Source organism: Microbulbifer mixtoriginis (SeqCode) (assembly GCF_052466715.1).
On record NZ_CP174288.1, the window covers coordinates 1787161 to 1807004 of the forward strand.

General features: G+C 43.0%; 18 protein-coding genes. 15 read left to right on the top strand and 3 right to left on the bottom strand.

All coding sequences use genetic code 11. The features are described from left to right. Position 1: 1 nt before the first annotated feature. The 10 genes from ACJJH9_RS07995 (at position 2) to ACJJH9_RS08040 (ending at position 10739) form a co-directional block, all read left to right on the top strand. Positions 2–1138 carry a dipeptidase gene (locus ACJJH9_RS07995; protein WP_444924877.1) on the top strand — a complete coding sequence of 379 codons (1137 nt, stop codon included), beginning with the start codon at positions 2–4 and terminating at the stop codon, positions 1136–1138. 16 nt (positions 1139–1154) lie between these two features. Continuing rightward, entirely contained in the window at positions 1155–1739 is a 585-nt protein-coding gene (locus ACJJH9_RS08000) for a hypothetical protein (protein WP_444924878.1), read from the top strand. Positions 1740–2251: 512 nt separating this feature from the next. Further along, positions 2252–3199 carry a 2-dehydropantoate 2-reductase gene (locus tag ACJJH9_RS08005; RefSeq protein ID WP_444924879.1) on the top strand — a complete coding sequence of 316 codons (948 nt, stop codon included), beginning with the start codon at positions 2252–2254 and terminating at the stop codon, positions 3197–3199. A gap of 495 nt (positions 3200–3694) precedes the next feature. Next, the gene (locus ACJJH9_RS08010) at positions 3695–4189 is read left to right on the top strand and encodes an HD domain-containing protein (RefSeq protein WP_444924880.1); all 495 of its coding nucleotides are present in this window, start codon (positions 3695–3697) and stop codon (positions 4187–4189) included. A gap of 487 nt (positions 4190–4676) precedes the next feature. Continuing rightward, a complete protein-coding gene (locus tag ACJJH9_RS08015) occupies positions 4677–5003 on the top strand; it encodes a hypothetical protein (protein WP_444924881.1) in 327 nt (108 codons plus the stop codon). Positions 5004–5108: 105 nt separating this feature from the next. Continuing rightward, entirely contained in the window at positions 5109–5465 is a 357-nt protein-coding gene (locus ACJJH9_RS08020) for a VOC family protein (RefSeq protein WP_444924882.1), read from the top strand. Between the two features lie 247 nt (positions 5466–5712). Beyond that, the gene (locus ACJJH9_RS08025) at positions 5713–6873 is read left to right on the top strand and encodes an acyltransferase family protein (protein ID WP_444924883.1); all 1161 of its coding nucleotides are present in this window, start codon (positions 5713–5715) and stop codon (positions 6871–6873) included. 717 nt (positions 6874–7590) lie between these two features. Continuing rightward, the gene (locus tag ACJJH9_RS08030) at positions 7591–8949 is read left to right on the top strand and encodes a serine hydrolase domain-containing protein (protein WP_444924884.1); all 1359 of its coding nucleotides are present in this window, start codon (positions 7591–7593) and stop codon (positions 8947–8949) included. Between the two features lie 412 nt (positions 8950–9361). Beyond that, a complete protein-coding gene (locus tag ACJJH9_RS08035; RefSeq protein WP_444924885.1) occupies positions 9362–9634 on the top strand; it encodes a VOC family protein in 273 nt (90 codons plus the stop codon). 661 nt (positions 9635–10295) lie between these two features. Then, positions 10296–10739, top strand: a complete 444-nt coding sequence (locus ACJJH9_RS08040; RefSeq protein ID WP_444924886.1) for a hypothetical protein — start codon at positions 10296–10298, stop codon at positions 10737–10739. A 161-nt stretch (positions 10740–10900) separates the two neighbouring features. On the opposite strand, the gene ACJJH9_RS08045 is transcribed toward ACJJH9_RS08040, so the two are convergent. Then, positions 10901–11953 (bottom strand): DMT family transporter, encoded by a 1053-nt coding sequence (locus ACJJH9_RS08045; RefSeq protein WP_444924887.1) that lies wholly within the window; start codon positions 11951–11953, stop codon positions 10901–10903. Between the two features lie 863 nt (positions 11954–12816). On the opposite strand from ACJJH9_RS08045, the gene ACJJH9_RS08050 reads away from it, so the two are divergent. Next, a complete protein-coding gene (locus ACJJH9_RS08050; protein ID WP_444924888.1) occupies positions 12817–13218 on the top strand; it encodes a VOC family protein in 402 nt (133 codons plus the stop codon). A gap of 463 nt (positions 13219–13681) precedes the next feature. Here ACJJH9_RS08050 and ACJJH9_RS08055 read toward each other — a convergent pair whose 3' ends face one another. Further along, entirely contained in the window at positions 13682–14176 is a 495-nt protein-coding gene (locus ACJJH9_RS08055) for a DoxX family protein (protein ID WP_444924889.1), read from the bottom strand. Between the two features lie 1065 nt (positions 14177–15241). On the opposite strand from ACJJH9_RS08055, the gene ACJJH9_RS08060 reads away from it, so the two are divergent. Beyond that, positions 15242–15748 (top strand): GNAT family N-acetyltransferase, encoded by a 507-nt coding sequence (locus ACJJH9_RS08060; RefSeq protein WP_252085631.1) that lies wholly within the window; start codon positions 15242–15244, stop codon positions 15746–15748. A gap of 364 nt (positions 15749–16112) precedes the next feature. Here the strand turns inward: ACJJH9_RS08060 and ACJJH9_RS08065 are convergent, their stop codons facing one another. Beyond that, positions 16113–17075 carry a DUF2306 domain-containing protein gene (locus ACJJH9_RS08065; protein ID WP_444924890.1) on the bottom strand — a complete coding sequence of 321 codons (963 nt, stop codon included), beginning with the start codon at positions 17073–17075 and terminating at the stop codon, positions 16113–16115. 55 nt (positions 17076–17130) lie between these two features. Here ACJJH9_RS08065 and ACJJH9_RS08070 point away from each other — a divergent pair, with 55 nt between their 5' ends. Genes ACJJH9_RS08070 through ACJJH9_RS08080 form a run of 3 tightly spaced genes read left to right on the top strand, consistent with a single transcriptional unit; the run spans position 17131 to position 19515 of the window. Next, entirely contained in the window at positions 17131–18402 is a 1272-nt protein-coding gene (locus tag ACJJH9_RS08070) for a sensor histidine kinase (protein WP_444924891.1), read from the top strand. Further along, positions 18402–19076 carry a response regulator gene (locus tag ACJJH9_RS08075; protein WP_444888822.1) on the top strand — a complete coding sequence of 225 codons (675 nt, stop codon included), beginning with the start codon at positions 18402–18404 and terminating at the stop codon, positions 19074–19076. Before ACJJH9_RS08070 ends, ACJJH9_RS08075 begins: the two co-directional genes overlap by 1 nt. Next, entirely contained in the window at positions 19063–19515 is a 453-nt protein-coding gene (locus tag ACJJH9_RS08080; RefSeq protein ID WP_444924892.1) for a hypothetical protein, read from the top strand. The genes ACJJH9_RS08075 and ACJJH9_RS08080 overlap by 14 nt, the downstream gene beginning before the upstream one ends. Positions 19516–19844: the final 329 nt, after the last annotated feature.

The following is a 19844-nucleotide window of genomic DNA, read 5'->3' on the forward strand; positions in this document are numbered from 1 at the left end:
TATGAGCGATATAAATAGAAGAGCACTAATTAAATCTCTAGTATCAGGTGGCGTTGGTTCATATTTGGCTATTAACTCGGGTATATTAAATGCTTTTTCTGGGGGTAATGCAGGAAAATCAACGTGGAATTCATACGGTTCATCGATTGTAATTGATGGTCTCAGCGTAGCATTCTCGCTCAGGGAGCCAGTCTCTGAAGAAGCTCTGGGAATATTCAAGAGCTCGGGTATTAGTGCCTTGAATATGACAGTTCCCTATCCAGGTGATGACTATTCCGAGACTTTAAAGAAGGTTGAAAAAGCCAAGTCCATCATCGAGCAGAACTCAAACTACTTGAGCTTAATTCAATCCGCATCAGATATCCTGAAAGCGAAGCAGGAGAGTAAGCTCGGTATCATAATGGGATTCCAATCAACTGAAATGTTTGATGAGTCACTTTCAGGTATTTCAGAATTCGCCAAAATGGGCGTTAAGATAATGCAGGTATCCTATAATGGTCCTTCTATCCTTGGCAGCGGCGGTCTCGTTAAGGAGGATTCAGGGATAACTTCCCTTGGCAAGCAAGCCATAGAAATAATGGAGGCGGAGAAAGTTCTGATCGACCTCTCGCATTCAGGAAAGAAGACAGTTTCCAGTGCTATCCGTCAATCAAAAAGACCGGTTGTGATCTCTCATACTGGCTGCAACGCAATTTACGACCACCCTAGAAATAATGACGATACAGAATTAAAAGCTGCTGCAGACACCGGTGGCTTGGTTGGAATCTACTTAATGCCATTTTTGGAAGGTGGCGAGCATGAAATAAAGGCCGATGTGGTAATAGAACATATACTGCATGCCTATAAAGTATGCGGTGAAGATCATGTTGCCATAGGTAGTGACCAAGGCGTAGTGCCGGTCAATGATGGTCCTGAGTATCGAGAAAGTATTCGTAAGGAAGTTGAGCGTCGTATTGCGGCTGGAATTTCGGCGCCCGGCGAAACACCAAATCGTCCACCGTTTATTCCGGAATTAAACTCCGAGAGACGGATGGAGCTTGTTGCCTACAAGTTGAGCAAAAAAGGAATTCCTGATCGAGTGGTAGAAAAAATAATTGGTAAAAACTGGTTGCGTGTTTTTGCTACCGTATGGAATTAAAGGAAGGTGAGATTCAATGGTTAAATATATAAAGTTTGATGATGTTCTATCTCGACTGGTTGTTTGTGTTACGCTTCTCTTTTCACCTTTGCTTTTTGCTGAAGAGCTTAGCACTTACTCAGAATTTCCAAAAGATTCAAAGACTGAAGTAATTCCTTTTCCTATCGAATTTGCCTCAGATATCACCTTGAATGGTATTGAAGAGCTTGTGTTTCTGCCTGGCATGTATAAACAAGAAAAAGAAGATTTTTTTAGTTATGCTTTTTCTTGGACCCACAAGCCAGTGAAGAATCAAGTTTTTGGACAGTTCGAAATCCAGGATTTTATAGCCGCCTACTATAGGGGATTGTACAAAGCTGTCACTGAAGGCAAAGAGTATGAGCCTGCTATTACAATGGAGTGGGTTGATCGCAAGTATACTGGCCAGATAAAGTGGATTGAGCCATTTGTAACTAAAAAAGAACAGACCCTCTACTTTAAAGGGGATCAAGTTAACTGTAAAAAAACGAGCGAGCTTCGGTGGTACTTTATTGTTTCTCCACAGAATTCCTCTCACCCTGTATGGAGAGAACTTCAGTCGATAAAACCCAAAAGCTGTTAGTGACAAAAATCAAATGTTATCAATCCCTATAAAGTATTTTATTTTGGGGGATCATAGAAAGCGCACAGCTTATACTCATCTGATTTTCAGAATTTTTTTTGGTCTTTTAGGTGAATAGGCCCTAAGTGTTTCTCTGCTTTGGGCCAGCTCCGTTCGTCATACGCAATGACTTGGCTGTCTGGGGTAGCAACCTAGTCGGCAATTTATTAGTATCTGGCTATCAGAAAATTCTTTTTTATATAAAGTATCCCTTATCTTTAAAGAATCTACACTACTACCAGTATTCAAAGGCTGGGGGATGGCTATCTATCTCTTTACGAGAAACACACCTGGTTGGGCTCATAACATGGTTCTTTTGTCCTAACAGCAATAGTCGAGTAGATTTTTTTCTCCAGGTCTTAATGCAAAAGCTAAAGTAATAGTTAGGCGTTGCTTGCAAAGCCCTTTTGATTGCTATTCTTAGCAAGTCGATATGGTTAAAAGACCATTTGAAGCGCGGGGAAAAGAACGAGATGAATATTATTGTTATGGGCGCCGGAGCCCTCGGAAGCTACTTTGGCGGCCACCTGGCGAGGGCAGGACACAAAGTGCTTTTTATTGCTCGAGGGAGGCAGCTGAAGGCACTTAAAGAGCGTGGTTTAACGGTGCTGCCACTTGAAGAAGAGCCCTTTACTATCCAGGTTGATGCTGCGGAGACTACGACTTCGGTGGGGGGAGTGGATCTAATCCTATTCTGCGTTAAGACCTACGATGCCGAAGCAGCCATAAAGCTTATCGCCCGTGCTGTAGGTGAAGACACAAAGGTGCTTACCCTGCAGAATGGTGTCGACTCCTTGGATTCCCTGAACGAAGCCTTTGGGCGAAAAGCTATTCTGGGCGGTATCTCATGGACTAATGTGGCGATCGAAGAGCCTGGAGTTGTGCGGCACAGATATCCCGGCCCACTTGTCTTTGGTGATCCAAATGCAACTGGCTCAAAGCGCACCCAAGTGCTTAAAGATACATTTCTACAAGCTGGGGTTGTCGCTGATGTCAGTGATGATATCACTCGGGCTATTTGGGAGAAGTTCCTGTTCATCTGTGCGGTGAATGGAATGACAGCACTCACACGATTGCCTGTGGGTACGCTTCTAACCTGCCATGCCTCTCGCGAGTTATTTGTTGACATTATGTGTGAGGTTTATTCCTTAGCACGGCGAAGTGGAATAGAGCTTTCGGAGGATACGGTTGAGCGTACAATTAGGCATATGGAGAAGGAGTTGCCTCCTGGAGTACTCAATAAGACTCTTGGTTCGATGTACTTCGACATAGCATCTGGAAGGCGCCTAGAGCTTGAGTCTCTAAATGGTGCTGTTGTACAAAGAGGGAGGCAGCTGAAGGTAGCAACACCGGTTAACAGTTTTGTCTATGGGGCATTGAAGCCCTGGGCCAATGGCGAGCCTATGCGCAATGGGGTATAACAAGTTGAGCAAACACCCCGTATATAGCGCCTGATTCAAACGTTTGCTCCCATTTCCTTGATCAGTGTACACAAATAAGCCGTTGCTGAGCCGGATTCGGGGTTACTCCATAAAAACACAATCATGGAGTTCTTGGGTTAATGGTTTGGAGTAGTCGATAACTCCCGTTTAACCAGATACCGCCAGTGTGGTCATGTAGTGACCTATCTTGCCCTCCCCATTACAACCATGCCTCAATGGTCTCGCGTATCCGGAATCCCCTGGAGCTACCGGATCAGTGTGATGTCATTATCGAAAACGATTGTTATTGTAATAATATTAGCTGGAGGGGCCAGAGACTGTGTTCCTCACCTAGAAGGTGGCTTCAGCACGGACCATAGATAGCAGGCAGCAGGCAGCAGGTAAATGAAGGGGAGGCATCCCCACTAAGTAAAGGCACGCTCGTAACAACTAGAGGGCTAGGTTCTGAGAACTAGAGAAGAAGCATTTCAACTATTGGACAATCTGGATGCGCCCCAGCATCTCATTAATCACGTTACATTAGTTGGTGAGGCGGCCGATCTCCTGATTAAAAAGTTTATCGAAATGAAAGTGAATTTCGATCCGGACTTTGTCCGTGTTGGTGTAGTGATACATGATATTGGGAAAATTATACATACCAATGAAATGTATGGCCCAGGATCACAGCATGAACCTGAAGGTGAAAGGATATTACTATCAAAAGGTTTTACACCAGCAATCGCTCGATGCTGTCTTTCTCATGCCCGTTGGAGTGATATGGAATGTACGATAGAAGAGCTAGCGATAGCGCTCTCAGACAAGTTGTGGAAAGGTAAGCGCGTAGAGGAGCTTGAGCTCCAAATAATAGACCGAATATCACATATCTTAGATGTGGAACGTTGGGATATCTTCTCCGAATTAGATTTATGCTTTGAGAGTATTGCTATTGAAGGCCTTATGCGGTTACAGCGGAGTGTCACTAGTGGATAGATTATTCGAGATTTCTCTGATTAAAATGGTACGTTTTTTCTAATAAGAAGCATTCAAAATTGACGTCACTTTATTAAGAAGCTCCAAGATTAGAAATTAACAGCCAATTGATATATCTCTTTCCTTAAATCCTGATATGGTTACCGAGAAAAATAATGCACGTGTTGGCAGAAGCCAGTGATTACCTACTGCTTGATCTGCTTTTGTAGGATGTGGAAACCGAAGCTAACAGATCAAGGGGTTATTGTCGACTTGATTGTTTTGAGTAGTCTTAAGCCTTGATAGCCGAATTACTGTGAACCTTACTCAAGACATAGAAGTTTTGGGTTTATTTTTGGTTGGGATTTGAACTCATTTTTAATTGGCGCCGTAATCTTTAGATTCGATAGTGAGTTGAAATATAACTTGCATCGGGTGTGAGGGTGAAATGATACTCGTATTAAAGAAAGATTATAAATAAGGTGCTGGGCACCAAGGGAAGATTGTAATGTGCAGCAAAGAAAAGTTGGCTGGTTGGGTGTTATCAATATATGCTTTTCTATCACTTATAATATATATTTTTGGTTTTGTTGTTTTCTATTTTTTCTTTTTTAGTGAATTTCCTGAGTTGTTATCGTGGGCATTCATAGTTCTTTTGGTGTTATTGATGTCTATCAATTCTATTGGTCTGGCAGCAGGTATAAAGCTGATTCAAGAGGATAGAGGGGCATACAAAATAGCTATCCCTTATTCAATATTCTGCTTACTCAATTTCCCTGTCGGCACAGTGGTCGGCTTTTTCTGTCTGTGGGTATATTATGAGAAGGACGGTTAATTCATGGTGGGTAGATATTTTGTAACCAGCCTCTCTGTGGTGAAGAATCTATGTATTCTTATGTTGAGTGTTTAATATTGTTGGCCACATTTATGGAGTCATGATATGAAGATGAACTATGTGGTTCTCGGTAGTAATGATCTGGAGGCATCAATAAGGTTTTACAATTCACTTTTTGAAGATACGGGATTTGAACAACTATTCTCTAATGAAAGGATGACTTTTTGGCGGTACAAAGAGTTTACATTTTCGGTGGCAGAGCCCTTTGATGGGGAAGAAGCTACGAATGGAAATGGAACAATGATTGGATTTAATGCTGAAGCAAAGAAAGAGGTGGTAAGACTATATGATAAAGCGGTTGAATTGGGTGGCACCTGTGCGGGTAAACCAGCTCAGCGGGGCTTGAAATTTGCCGCATATGTAAGAGATTTAGATGGGAACAAAATATGTTTTTTTGAATAGGATATTTCAATGAGGTGGGTGATTTTTAACTTTAGGATGTCTGCTTTTGGTGTGATATTTCATAGAGCTATAACTATCAATTGATAGAGTTTGATAGGAAGTGTCATGAAAAGAAGAGAAATGCATAGTGGGCTAATGGCAGCTTTTGTTAAAGCTTAATTCTACTAAAATTATTCTTAGTGCTACCAAAAGGGAATGAAGGTAAAGCCTATGCTATTAAAGTTTAGAGTATCATGGAAAGAGCTGTATGAATAACGTCAGGGTTTCCGAGCTAGATTGGTTAAGAGTTATATTGATTTTGGCAGTATTCCTACATCATGCATTAATGCCGTTTAATGGGGATAAATGGCATATCATGAATGCGGAGTCTAGCAAGCTGCTTGATGATGTTATGGTATATTTTGAGCAATTCAGGCTGCCAACACTATTTTTTATTGCTGGTGTAGGAAGTGTATTGTTGCTCCGCAAAGTCTATCCATCTCAGTTTTTACGAGATAAATTTTTCAGATTTTTTATTCCTTTACTTGTAGGGGTGTTAATTGTTGTGCCGCCTCAGAATTATATTGAGGATATTGGCCAATATGACTCATTTTTGCAGGCCCTTCCTCAGCTTGCTCTTAAGTTTGATTCAAACCATCTATGGTTTATTGAGTACCTGGTCTTCTTTTCTTTGCTTGCAGTACCGTTTTATTTTTTTCTAAGGTCACAATGGTCAAATTCATTTAAAGGGTTTGTAGAGTGTTTGTCGGATACATCAAGTGGTCTATTTAGATTAGTTTTGGTATTGATTGTAATCAGAGTGGGGCTGAAATTATATTTTCCTGATAATGGTCATGGCATAGGCAATCTGTCTTCCACTTTGTTTTATCTTTATTTCTTTTGTGTCGGTATGTTTTTCATACAATCTCGGAAGATTTGGGCATCATTAAAGAAGTATCGGAAGGTAAACTTTGTGTGGTTACTGGTCAGCTCATTAATTTTATATGCTTATTACTATTCTCCGGACTTAAGCGAGTATTTGTCGTTGCAAGCTCGTTGGTCAATTTGGTGGTTTGTAGGTTGTTTAGTCGCCTGGTCAGCGTTATTGACCCTGTTAGGTTATGCTCAGCGCCACCTAGCAAGCACCCCTAAATGGCTAAAATTTAGTAATGAATTGATATATCCATTTTACATTTTTCACCAAACGGTCATCGTTGTGCTTGGTTACTTTGTAATTAGCTTGTCAATGTCTTTGACGTATAAAGCTATGGTACTAGCTGTTGGTTCTTTTTTGATAACTACAGCTATATGCTTGTTAGTTGTATATCCATTCAATGTAACTCGTAGACTCTTTGGGCTTAAGCCTAGAAGAAGTAACGTAAGTGATGATATTGTTTGCAATAAAACAATTCACGGGACTGTCAGGTAATAGTAGTGTAAGTATGAGAATTGCAGTTTCTAACTGATAAGGCAAGGTTGTTATAAAAAGTAAATGGAGTACCGTGATGAGCTTTTCTAACTTTATTAGAAGAGCGGTCACATAATAATTCATAGGGCTACTTTGGTTGAGGACACCTGTCTCTAATCAGCAATTTTTAGCACCTAGTATTGTAGGTGAGACGTATGTTTTAATTTTTTGGATGTCACTGGTTCTGAGGGTTAGTATTAAAATCTTAACTTCCCACTAATGACAAAGCTGTAAGTGGGCTCTGCGATGAGGGGGGTTACTGGAGGAGTGTGGTGGTCTTTTAGACGGTAGATGTACTTAAATGGAAAAGAGTAGCAAAGAAAATCTTGCAAGTTTAATTGGACTACGGAGCTTGCTTGGCCATGAATGGTTATCCCCACTACAGCAGAACAGCTCAATATATCTAGTACAAAAATCTCACCTAGAAGATGGCAAGTAAGACCATGGTATCAATTTTACTTCAGAGTAAACCCGGACTACTCAGCGTCTCGCCCTATCAGATATTGATTCGGAAAACTGCTCTTCTTAAGTTGATAGTTTTGATTAAGTAAACTGTAAGGATAGCAGTTACTTAAAGTGAAAATTGGAATAATCTTTTAATAAAAATTAAAATCAATGTTATATTCGATTTTTGAGAAGCTTCTTTGTACAACTTCGTTACAAAAGGATAGGGGTAAAATGAAAAGATTAATACTTGGCATATTTCTGCTGATGTTGAATTTAAATGTGTCTTTTGCTGATGTGATAGAAGATAGACAGAGGCGTTACAAAGAAATTTTGGTGGAAAACGTTAAAATAGGTGAGCCTGGCGTCGCGGTTATTGTCAGTAAAAAAGGAAAGGTGATTTTCCAGGGGGCTTATGGCCTCGCAAATCTAGAGCACAATATACCTTTGACAGCTAATAGTGTATTTCGCTTGGGTTCTATCACTAAACAGTTTACTGCAGCAGCAATAATGATGTTGCAGGAACAAGGTAAGCTTTCACTAACGGATAATATTCATAAATATGCACCTGATTTTCCAACTGAAGGGAGTGATGTAACCATTGAGCATCTTTTAACTCACACTTCTGGTATTGCTAATTACACTGAAGATGAGGAGATTTTTGCTAAAGAAATACAGTTGCCGACAACCATTGACGATATGCTAATTCGATTTGCCAAGCACCCGATGAAATTTAAGCCAGGCGAGCAGATGCGTTATTCGAATACGGGTTATGTTCTTTTGGGAAAAATTATTGAGGTTGCTAGTGGGCAATCATATGCTGATTTTATCGATGAAAATATTTTTAAGAAAGTCGGCATGAAATCTAGCTACTATGGTGGTTCCAAAGTTATCCCAAATAGGGCTAATGGTTATGATACATCACCTGATGGCGTAGTTAATGCTACGTATATCGATATGATGTGGCCTCATGCTGCTGGAGCACTTTTATCTACTGTGACAGATCTGGATATATGGTTCAGAGCTTTACGAGATGGCGAGGTACTTTCCAAAGAAAGTTATCAGAAAATGATTGAACCGTTCAAGTTGAATGATGATTCTATGTCAAATTATGGCTATGGGTTGGGTATCGGAAAAATTAATGAATATGACATGGTAGCACACAGTGGTGGTATACCAGGTTTTGCTACTGATGCATTTTATATTCCATCTGAAGATTTGTACATTGCCGTCTTAAGTAATCTAAGTAGCCGTAACCCAAGTTTAATTAGTAAGTTATTAGCAGCTGAAGTTCTTGATATACCTGTTCCGAAGTTTAAATCAGTTGAATTAGATGAAAGTAAAGTTAAAGGGCTTCTGGGTAGCTATAAGATTGATGAAAATTCCATTAGGACATTATCTTTGGAAGATGGAATTTTTTATTCTCAACGAAGTGGTGGTCCAAAATACGAAATCATTCCAATGTCTGAGAATAGTTTCTATTTCGAGAATACTTTGACCTATATGGTTATTGAGCAGGATAAAAATGGTAAGCAGGTCATGAGTTTCTATAATGATCTCGCCGTAAAGCCCCAGCAGGCAGTCAAGTTGTAGAAATATTTTACCCCCTCTTAAAAGGAGGATAGAGAGGGGGTAAATTGCCGTCATCAGGTATAAGGATAATATGAAAGTTGACTTAATCTTTCTTTATCGTATTCATGTGTAATCAAATATGGGAAAGCTTCTTATGGATAATGCTCCCACTGCTACGATAGGTATATTCTTAATGCCTATTCTAATAACAGGAGGGGTAATCCTAGAAACTCATGAAGATTCTTGTAGTTTTGTTTCGCACAGTAGAATTAAAGTAGAAGGCTCGACAGAAGTCGCTTGGGCAATCAACTGAAATGGCTTGGATAAATTAAAAGAAATGTCGGAATCACCCTGTAAAAAATCAAAGAGTAATATCATCATATTCAGTAACCATATCTGAAGAATTTGTAATTCAGTCTACCAATTGAGAATTATGAAAATACACCATTTAGAAATTGTTACTCTAAATGTAGATAAAGTATGTGCAGCATACGAAGCTGCTTATAATGTCCGATTTGATGATGCCGATGAACTTCTCGGTGGAGCTCGAACATGTAGCTTAAAAGATGGCAGTATCGTCGGTGTGCGTCGACCTTTACGAGAGTCGGAAGAACCCGTAGTCCGCCCATATTGGCTTGTTGAGGACATAGAAAAAGCCATAAGCTTGTTAAAGCTCAAGGGGCAAAGATTGCGGTTCCACCATTAGAGATACCTGGTAAAGGGGTATTCGCTATTTATATCAATGGCGCTGTTGATCATGGCTTTTGGCAAGTTTGACAAGGGTAATTTTATTACGATGCTTGAAGCTAGGTTCATTCTCTACAAGCCCTACAATCGATCAATTTTTGATTACCATATAAATCATCTTTGTGGTAGATGAGAAGGAATTTAGGGGACGTGGATTCTCCCTCTAACAATTAGTTTAATTCTTATCTTAACTCAATAATCTATATGCAAGCATTCCGCTAGAGAATGATTAAAGTATCTCTGGCTCAGCTGGCTCCAGATTTAAGCATGTGATCCAAGCGTTGGGTCGACGGTTCGGTACTTAATCTAATTATGAAGCCTGGTCTGAGTAGAATAATTTTTACAAAATCGCCATATATCCCTGCTTAGACAAGTAATACAGTTAAATACGCATTTTGGATGCATGTAAACTTTAATAAGGAAGCCTTTAACTACAGTTTAATCTGGCAAATTTGGGGTGACTAAAAGACCTTGGTTTCAAATGATTCTCGTTTATATGTTATGATGGATTTAGATTTTAGGTTTAAATTTGCGTCAGTTGATGGGTTTTACGTTTTACGTTGGGCTTTTCATTGTTCTGAGTATTTTTCATTAAAACATTATATTTTAAGGCTAAATCTATGTCGAAAATTAAAATGGAGTGGAAAGTTATTTTACTCTCCGCTTTCGCTGGGGCTTTCTTAACGGGTGTATCTCAATATTTACTTTTAAATGCTTCATATGATAATGATATAAAAAAAGCAAAATTATTGGTAAGGCAAGAGCTCCTTATGAAAGAGCTAGAAGAGCGTAAAAAAGCATATAAAGGTATAAGGAAAGCTGTCCTGGAGTTTCATAACGCCAGGTCTGAAAGAGATATGCTGGTTGCTGGAGTTAAAATAAATGCTCTTAAGCCATATTTTGAAAGGGTATATAGATCTCAAGCAAATGTTGAAGTTTGGCGGGAAAAAATGATGGAAAAAATTAAAAATAAGGATAAAGAAGCCTCTGACTATTTTTTTGAAGAGATGGAGGCGGCTTTTCATGCAGATTTAAAAAGAATTGAAAGTCAAATACTTGAATAACCTTTAATTAGCACATCCGTCAATTAAATTCCCTATGCTTCTGAACCCTGATTTTGAAGAAGTAAGCTAATGATCTAGCTTAAGGTGTTATTTTAATGGTGGATTTAACTTAAACCTGTAACTCTAAATTAAATGTAAAATGTGATTAGTAAAATACTGATTTATACCCCCTTAAATGAGCATGGCTTTTCATACTTCATTTCGACGGATTTTTGTTCACGATATTGACCGAGTAGCGAGATTCCTATTCCGGCCATGATAATAATTCCTCCAATAATTTGAGCAAAGTTTGGAATCTCTTGAAGGATAACGAACGCGAAGAAAGTGCCTGCTACGGGTGTGATGGCGGTAGCGATAGAGATGTCGGCAGAGCTGGCCCCTCCTTGGAGCCCTTTAAACCAGGTGATCTGCCCAAAAACAATAATGACCGCTCCATATACAAGCATCCACACCCAGAGGAATGGGGAAAGGAGGTCGTTAAAGTGGTTGGCTCCAAATACAGAGAGGACAATGACAGAGAAGAGGATCACACCCGCAAGCATGCGGAAAACTGAAAAGACGCCAATAGGGACGCGATCAAGCAGTTTCCGACTGACCTGAACGGCAATGACGCCTAAGAGTGTTGCTACAGCGGTTAAAATTTCTCCAGCTTTGGGGAGGGTTTCTAGGAATTGGTTCATTGCTGGATTTCCAAGATTCAGCATTTTCATGCTCATTGGATCTTCCATCGGAGGCTGATGTAGCACAAAAATTGCAATAACACCAACCGTTACCACAAGGGCACCCACTATTGAGAACCCTGTTGGCTTCTCCCGGAACATTAAAAAAGCAAATAAGAGTCCTAAGGGAGCATCTAAAGTTGCGATTAAAACGACATTAGTCACCTCTGTGATCATTAGAGCAATAAAAAAGAAAGCTGGGGCAAGAACACCAGACATCAAGATGAGCACAAACATGTAAAACCAGTCCTTGAAAGGGTACTGTTTTAAGATGCTGAGGCGCCAATCTTTCCTATAGATTATCAAAAGGGTGATACCCGCCAAGAGATTTCCTGCGAACAAGAGATTGCAAAAAGAGATGGGATTGTTTCCATTAATGAGATGATGGGCACCGAGATCCCCGATTTTCGCAACAACAGAGTTGGAAGCGGCAAAGATAAGAATCGAAATCCATAGCCAAAATCGGGTACTTTTTACGGTGTGCTGATTTTCCATTTTGAATCCCCTGAGTGCTATGGCAAGCTTAAGCGGATTTACCTCGCCCTTTGCCAACTACAACTTATCTGATAGTGAAGGTGGGTCATTTTAATCTGGATTAGTTTAGACTAAATCTCATAATCGGCTGCCTAAAAGCAGTTAAAATTAATCTATATATCCACGTCAGAGTGATTTTTCTGGTCAATGTTTTAGGCAATGTTGCACACTTTCCACTTGCGCTCAGTAAAATATTCGAATTTAGTTCGGAAAACATGATTGTGAATTCTGATTGGGCGGATGGATTTTATAGGCGTAATTTCATCTCTTATGCTGCATCGTCAAACAGTCAAGAGATGGATATTTTCTACGAGCTGAAAGTTTTATGAGTTAGTGACGCTAATGGATGTTCGACTGCCTAAGGTGGTAGATCTCTTCTCGGTGGATAGAGTGAGGTCTAGGGCTTGGAAGTCCATAACCACTTGATCGTTTTTCACTTCCTGCACTGTAACTGAGACACTGTAAATAATTCTTATTTTTGGACGGTTGAGCGCTATGGGTTAACCGGCTCGTTTTCTGCTAACACTCAAGATCAAGGTAAGTATTCTAAGCTGGGGAAGCTTGGTAATAAATGGTGCCTGTAGTCTCATCATGGTGAACATAAAGGTAGAGAGTATCGAGTTGTGAAAGGTGGGTGTTAGGTTCGCAGTGATTAGGGATTTCTTCCAGAGGAATGAATATATTTTACTCTTTTATCTCGAACCAACTTGGCTAGCTGGTTCTTCATGCTTCGTTTAACTTTCTTCTTCAGTCAATAGCCTTGGTAGTTTATACTCTGCTGGTGGGTAGCCAATGGTTACTTCGACTGTATCTTTGTGAAAGGAGTGCTAGATATCAAGCCGTTTCATCTATCGTTCGTTGTTCCAGACTTAGAAAAGGCAAGGGAGTTCTACGTAAATCTACTTGGCTGTACTGTAGGCCGAGATACAGGAGAATGGATTGATGTAATATTCTATGAGCATCAGATTACTATACATCAAGAAAAGGATGGAATGGTAGCCAAGCCTATAGATCACTTTGGCCCATTACTTGAGAAAAAACAGTGGAGTGAAGTATTAGCTTTACTCAAAGACAGTTCGATTCCATTTGTACTGGAACCACTAGTGAGAGGCAAGGACTCTGAAGATGAAGCTGGTAAATTTGTAGTTAAAGATCCGGCGGGCAATTTACTTGAGTTTAAGTACTACAATAATTTTTCAGGCACTGTAGCTGGTAATGATAAATAAAAAAGACAGATAGTAGCTATAGCTGTGTATTACTTAGCAAGTTAGTTCGACAATTCAGGCTTGATGCATCTTGCAGTCTAATCAAATTCAACCTATTTATCTTTACTGAAAATCAATTCTGGGGATTTCCCGATCGGGAAGCATTGTGAGCGATGCCTGGTGCCTGGTGCCTGGTGCCTGGCGGCGGAGTAGGTGACGGGCTTTTAGTGGGGAAGGTGGGCAATAGGCTTTTAAAGCTTGGGGGTCTCTTCAATTTATTCAGGGTGCTCGAATTTCATATTAAAGGATGTAAAGTTGGCTGGTTGATTTTTAATTTTTCTAAGTATTCTTTTTAGCTGTTAGTCTAGATGAATTGTACTTCTGTTTTGTAGGTGTCTAGGGGTATATATTTTCAATAGGGTTGCCAGATTCGGATTAAGATTGAAGAAATAACTGTACTAACTATGACAGCAGTCCAACTTCTTTAATTGTGGTTATTTATGCCTAGCTTATCAGCGATTAGGTAATCAAAGCTAAATCGACCAGGACCTGTAGTTATTAACCATACAAATAAAATAATATATAAAACCTGGGGTAGGTAAATAAACCAGCTTAGCCAATCCAATGGCCCTATGCCTTTGGGGATGACATGCTCAATTTCAACAGTGGTGATAGCAACAATCATTACGATAATTAGTATAATCGCAACAATTGAAGAAAAAAGCCCTGCTATTAATAGTAAGCCACCAAAAAATTCTACAGAAGCTAAAAATATAGCCATAAGTTCATGAAAGGGCACTCCTATTTCTTTCATTAAATTTATTAGGTCTGCATGTCTCTCAGGTACAAATAGCTTGTTATACCCAGATACTGAGAAGAATAACCCCAATGACACACGTGCTACCAAGATAGGTATCCATTCCCAATTATGAGCACCAACAAGTATTTTCTTCGTCAGTGGGGAATCTTGTGTGAACATAAGCGCCTTCTTCTATAGCTGTATTCTAACTGTCAGTTTTAATTTTAAATGCTTTGTATGATTTTAAAGTCTTCTTTGTAGTCGGTACCAAATATTGGAATATTTTTATTCTCACCTGTAGGTGTGTATATTTTAACGTCTTTTTTACTGAGAGCTGTCTGCAAGTAAGTAACCAGCTCAGTCATTAATGTTGTGTCGTTAATAAATTATTTTTATTTAGGTGTTAAGCATGGCTAAAATAGCTGGTGCAGACGCAAATTGCCTTACTCGTTATACACCGAATCGGCATGATTGCGCATATCCTAAATGCCAGCGACCTATCTTGACTGCGCACTCAATTTCGGAGGCGAAAGCTAGAGAGATATTAAAAAACACGACAAATGCAATACAATCCGCAATGCTTTCACCATCTTAGCCTATTCAAATGTCAGGGCAAATTAAATCGATGATTGACCTTTTCCGCGCCATATGAAGTGTTTGTGGTTAGGTAGCCCACAGAGCTCCTTATCCAATGGGAGCTTTGGTGCTATTTCTAATTTTTGCCGGGACTCACTCATGGTCAAGTGTGGAGATGGATCAGAATATCCTATAGCCCTTTTGAAATCGTGGTGAATAAAAAATCGGTAAGGAACAGGAAGCAGTGAGTGGCTATATCAAGGGAAGAGATTTTAATGGGGAGAAATGTACAAATGAAAAATGCCACCTAGCTTAATTCAAGAATTTATAAGAAGCTCGGACAAAAACAAGAGCAAAAAAGCATACTCTTTCTTCTTTAAATATTTGCCCCTTTAGCCTCCTCTTCTGTAGCCGAAATAATATTCCCAGCTGTTATTCTTTACCGTTTCGGTATTTTTTACCAATCTCTTTCTTTTCTACCGGTGCTCAAACTGCGGTGGGCATTCCTTGATGAGTTCACTTGGAAAGTGGCTTAAAGCCGGAAGGTAAGGTTGGGGCCTGGGTTGTGTTCTTTGTATAGTAGGTATGATAAATTTTGTAAATGTAAAGATGCATAATATAGAGCAGCTATTTTTGAATTAACTGTTAACCTCTTTAAGAGATCATAAATTGAATATTAAAATTCGTAATGAAAGTGGTGGAGATGCTGAGACAATCCACCGAGTTACAGTCCTAGCATTTCGGGATGCTCCACATACTAATCACACTGAGCAGCTTATTGTGGAGGGTCTTCGCAAGGCAGGTGCATTATCTTTATCTCTGGTGGCTGAGTCAGATGGAGAAATTGTAGGTCACGTTGCCATTTCACCAGTAAACATTTCTGATAACTCGACCAACTGGTTTGGACTTGGGCCGATTTCAGTACTACCTGAGTATCAAGGAAGGGGAGTTGGCTCGAAACTTATGGGGAAAGCTCTTGCAGACCTTAAAGAAAAGGGGGCAGAGGGTTGTGTAGTACTTGGGGATACTAATTATTATGGGCGCTTTGGCTTCAAGGTGATCGATGGATTGGTTTTGCCAGGGGTTCCAGCAGAGTACTTCCAGGCACTGTCATTTGGTAGCAATTTTCCGCAGGGAGAGGTTGTGTACCACGAGGCATTCTCGGTTCAAGGTTAAGAATCGGCTACACAGCGACTGACTTTCTACCGTTTTGCGGCTCTGGGCCGACGCGTGGCCTGAGTCAAGCACGGTTTATACACCGTTATTTGCTAGGGTTGTCTCTATAGAGATTATTAAGGCTCTTTTTTTTGGGCCTCCTTCCTTGGAGAATCTACTTTCAACGCTTCCCATTGCCTGCTTTCGCTCGTTTCCGATACGTACATAGATCTCTTCTTCGGTTGATAGTCTTGGCGATTTATATTCTTATTTGGCGGGTGCCTAGGTTTGCCATTCGAGTTTTCCTACAAAGTTGAATTTACGAGTCGTGAACCTCTACAGCCAAATCCGCGTAAGAAATCCACGATTATCAGCTCGATTAACCTTAGATCCGTGGCAACCACATTCCCATCGTAGCGGCAAAAATACCAATGGCCATAAACACAGTCAAAGGTATCAGGGTACTGACAAAAGCAATCTGAGTACCTTGTGCGGTTCCACGCTTTTGACAGTGAAAATACCATTCCAGCATGGCCAGCGGGAGGAGGTATTGGCCGAAGCCCAGTGCATACAGGAATGGCCCGGTAAAAGATTCCCAGTCGACTCCCCAGCCGCCGGTGAGCATTGCCCAGCCCATCAAGGCTACACGAAAGAACCACACCGCACTGGCAGCCATAAATAGGCGTAAGGCCCAGCGACGGTGCTCAGCAAAGCGTCTGGCCATCGCGGTACGCACCGCCAGAAAGGCAAACATCAAAATTAGTATGCCGTCCATGGTGATACTGATCTGTGATACCAGATTACCAATAGTGTGCCGCGTCCAGGTCATGTAGAGCCCCGCAACACTGGCGATGACGGCAGTCAGCAGATAGCTGCGTCCCAACCAGCGATGGAAGTTGGGGGCATGCCGTCGCACTGGAGGGATCAGCTGCAGGGGCCCACCGCCGATTACAATTGCGGCCAATAGCACGTGACTCACCGAAGCGAGATTACCCAGTGTATCTCCCTCGCGGAAGCCTGCCGGAAGGTGCAGTCCTTTCAAGCCGTGCACCCCCGATTCGGCAATGGGTGGGTAGAAGACGGCCAGGATATAGGCAAAGAAGATCGCATGGCCGATGGCCGCGATGCAGAACCAGGTTTTTACCGACAGGTAAACGGCCCGCCGGGTGTCGAATGATCGCGGCAGTGTTTGGCTGAGTACAGCGTCGTTCATGGGGTTTCTCCAGGCGTTTATGGTGCGTGCTTGGGCTGAATGTGCCTGCCGAGCATGTTCGGTTTTTTCAGGCACACGCACATCGGCCACAGGCAGGAATCGGGCCTCCCTCAAAAGGTGGAGATGCGCCTGCACCCGCCTCCCCCGAAAGCCCCATGACAGCTGGTTGCGCCTGGTTTAGCATGCGGAAATGAAATCGTCGTCCCTAAATACGCCTGCGCCGAATCCGCTCAACACCAGCTCGGAACTACCCACGCTGCCGGTGTGGCAGCCCTTCCGCGGGCCATTCGAACGCTGGCCGCACCTGACTGATCTGCTCATCGCCTTGCTCATGTTTTTGCTGACGCTACTGATGTGGTCGCGCGACGAGGCGCGGGAAGTGCTGGCCATGCAAAATCTGGGGGATGTTATTGCTTTCCAGTGTGCGTTCATTGGCTCCTTCGCTCTGTTGTGGCGTCGCACACACCCCTGGCAGGTACAGGCCGTTATTCTCGGCGCAACAATATTGCTGGAACTGGGTTTACCGGCGGATGGCATCGTTGCCATGGCGGTTTCGCTGTATAGCCTTGGCCGCTACGAGGCCAACACCCGAGCCAGCTTTATCGGAGTCATCGCAACGCTGGTTTTTGTGGCGTTTGATCAGGGGATTCCGGTTCAGCCAACTGCGGCAGGCACGGTAACGGTGATGCTGGTATGGGCGTTGTGGTATATCGGTCGCCGGCTGCGTTTTCGCGGCGAATATCTGCGCTTGTTGGAAGAGAGGGCCAAGTATTTGGAGCGCGAACGCAATGCCGAATCCGAGCGTGCGGTAGCGGCCGAGCGCTCCCGAATCGCCCGCGAGATGCATGATGTGGTGGCACATCAGGTGAGCCTTATGACCGTGCAAGCCGGTGCCGCCAGGGCCATCAGCCGCAATAACCCGCAAGCCGCCAGTGAGGCCATGGCTTCGGTGGAGGCTGCTGGCCGTCAGGCCATGACAGAAATGCGCCATTTACTTGGCGTACTGCGCCCGGCCAATAGCGACACCGCGCTCACGCCGCAACCGGGTCTCAATGATTTACCAGCTCTGATTGAAAAGGTCCGGCAGGTGTTAAGCGAGGTCGACTACGAAACCCACGGCGTGTTGGAGAATGTACCGACCAGCGTCGCTCTCACCGCCTATCGTATCGTTCAGGAATCTCTCACTAATGTCATCAAGCACGTTGGAGCCGCTGCGCGGGTTCAAGTGAGCCTGCGCGTAGACCATGAGACTCTAGTGATTCGTGTAGCCGATGATGGCAACACCACTGGCGACCAGCCCATGGTGGAAACAACTATTGACGAGCAGCCTGGCGGTGGGCACGGCATTGCAGGCATGCGCGAGCGCGCGGAATTGCTCGGCGGCCATCTGTATGCGGGCGCAGTAGATGGTGGTGGTTTTGAGGTATATGCACAACTACCCACAGGAATGGTGAAAACATAATGTTGCGAGTGATGGTGGTGGATGACCAGGCTTTGGTACGGTGTGGTTTTGCGCTGATCCTGAACAATGAGCCCGATATTGAGGTGGTCGCCGAGGCGGGTACCGGCATTGAGGCAGTTGAAGCCGCACGAGCGCATCAGCCGGATATTATCCTGATGGATATCCGCATGCCGGAGATGGACGGGTTGGAAGCCACGGCACGCATCCTGGAAGCTAGTGATGCAACTTGCCGTGTCATTATTTTGACCACGTTCGATCCCGATGAATACGTGTTTCGTGCGTTGAGGGCAGGGGCCAGTGGCTTTGTGCTCAAGGATATTCCCCCGGAGGCACTGGTGCAGGCAGTACGCACCGTAGCAGAGGGCGGTGCCATGCTTGCACCGGGCATCACCCAACGCCTGATCAGCCAATTCGCACAGAAATTGGGGGCAGGGCGCAACCTGTCAGAACGCCTGGAACGCCTCACTACCCGCGAGCGTGAGGTACTGGAGGCCATCGCCGCTGGCAAGAGCAATGCCGAGATTGCCGAGGCTCTGTTTATTGGCCCCGCCACTGTGAAAACCCACGTTTCCAGCTTGCTCTCCAAACTGGGGTTACGCGATCGTGCACAGGCGGTCGTGTTCGCTTACGAATGTGGCCTGGCCACCGTAGGGGAGCGCGATGTCGGTTTCTAGGTCAACACGCGCTTTGCAACGCAATGCACTGTATCGGCTTGCTGCCATCGGCGCAGTAATTCTGGGGCTGTTCCTCACCCTCGGAGCTCAAGGTCACTTTATAGCCGTTTGGCCACTGGTAACCAGCGACGGAATGGGTTTATCCCGTCGCTTGCTGTTGATATTGCCCGGCATGATGCTTGCCGGCACCGCGGTGTTGAACTTCCTGCTCTGCAAACCACTCTGGCAAGAACGTGGTTACGGCCTTAACGTTACACTTGCGGGCAATCTGCTTGCTATGAGCTATTTGCTCTACCTGTTGTTACGCGGCGTACCTAATCACCCTATTGGCGTTTTCCTCGCATTGGAGATGTCTTTTGTACTGCTGCTCGTAGTAACAAGGGCGGGACTGGTCTGGCCTGCGGTAGCAGAAGCGCCGGTTGAGAAGGGCATGCAGTAATGTATACGCTCGGGGATTGCACTAGCTACCCGGCACCTTAAACCCCAAGCTTGTTATTAACTTGCTAGCTTCATTCTGAAGTCAGACAAATCGATTTCTCTTTGTACTTTTGAAGCCCTGACCGGGTCGTTTTTGGAAAACAACTTCACCCGTCAAAATGATTTTGATCACCACCAAAACTTTCAAAGTAAAACACCTGTCCGCTAGTATTATCACGAAGTGACTCGAAAAGAATCTTCCCGGTAAGTGCATTGCTTTTTCTCTGAAGCTCGATCGATAGCTTCCCGCATAAACTTTGCTGAAACAAAATTTACCTGCTTGATGATTAA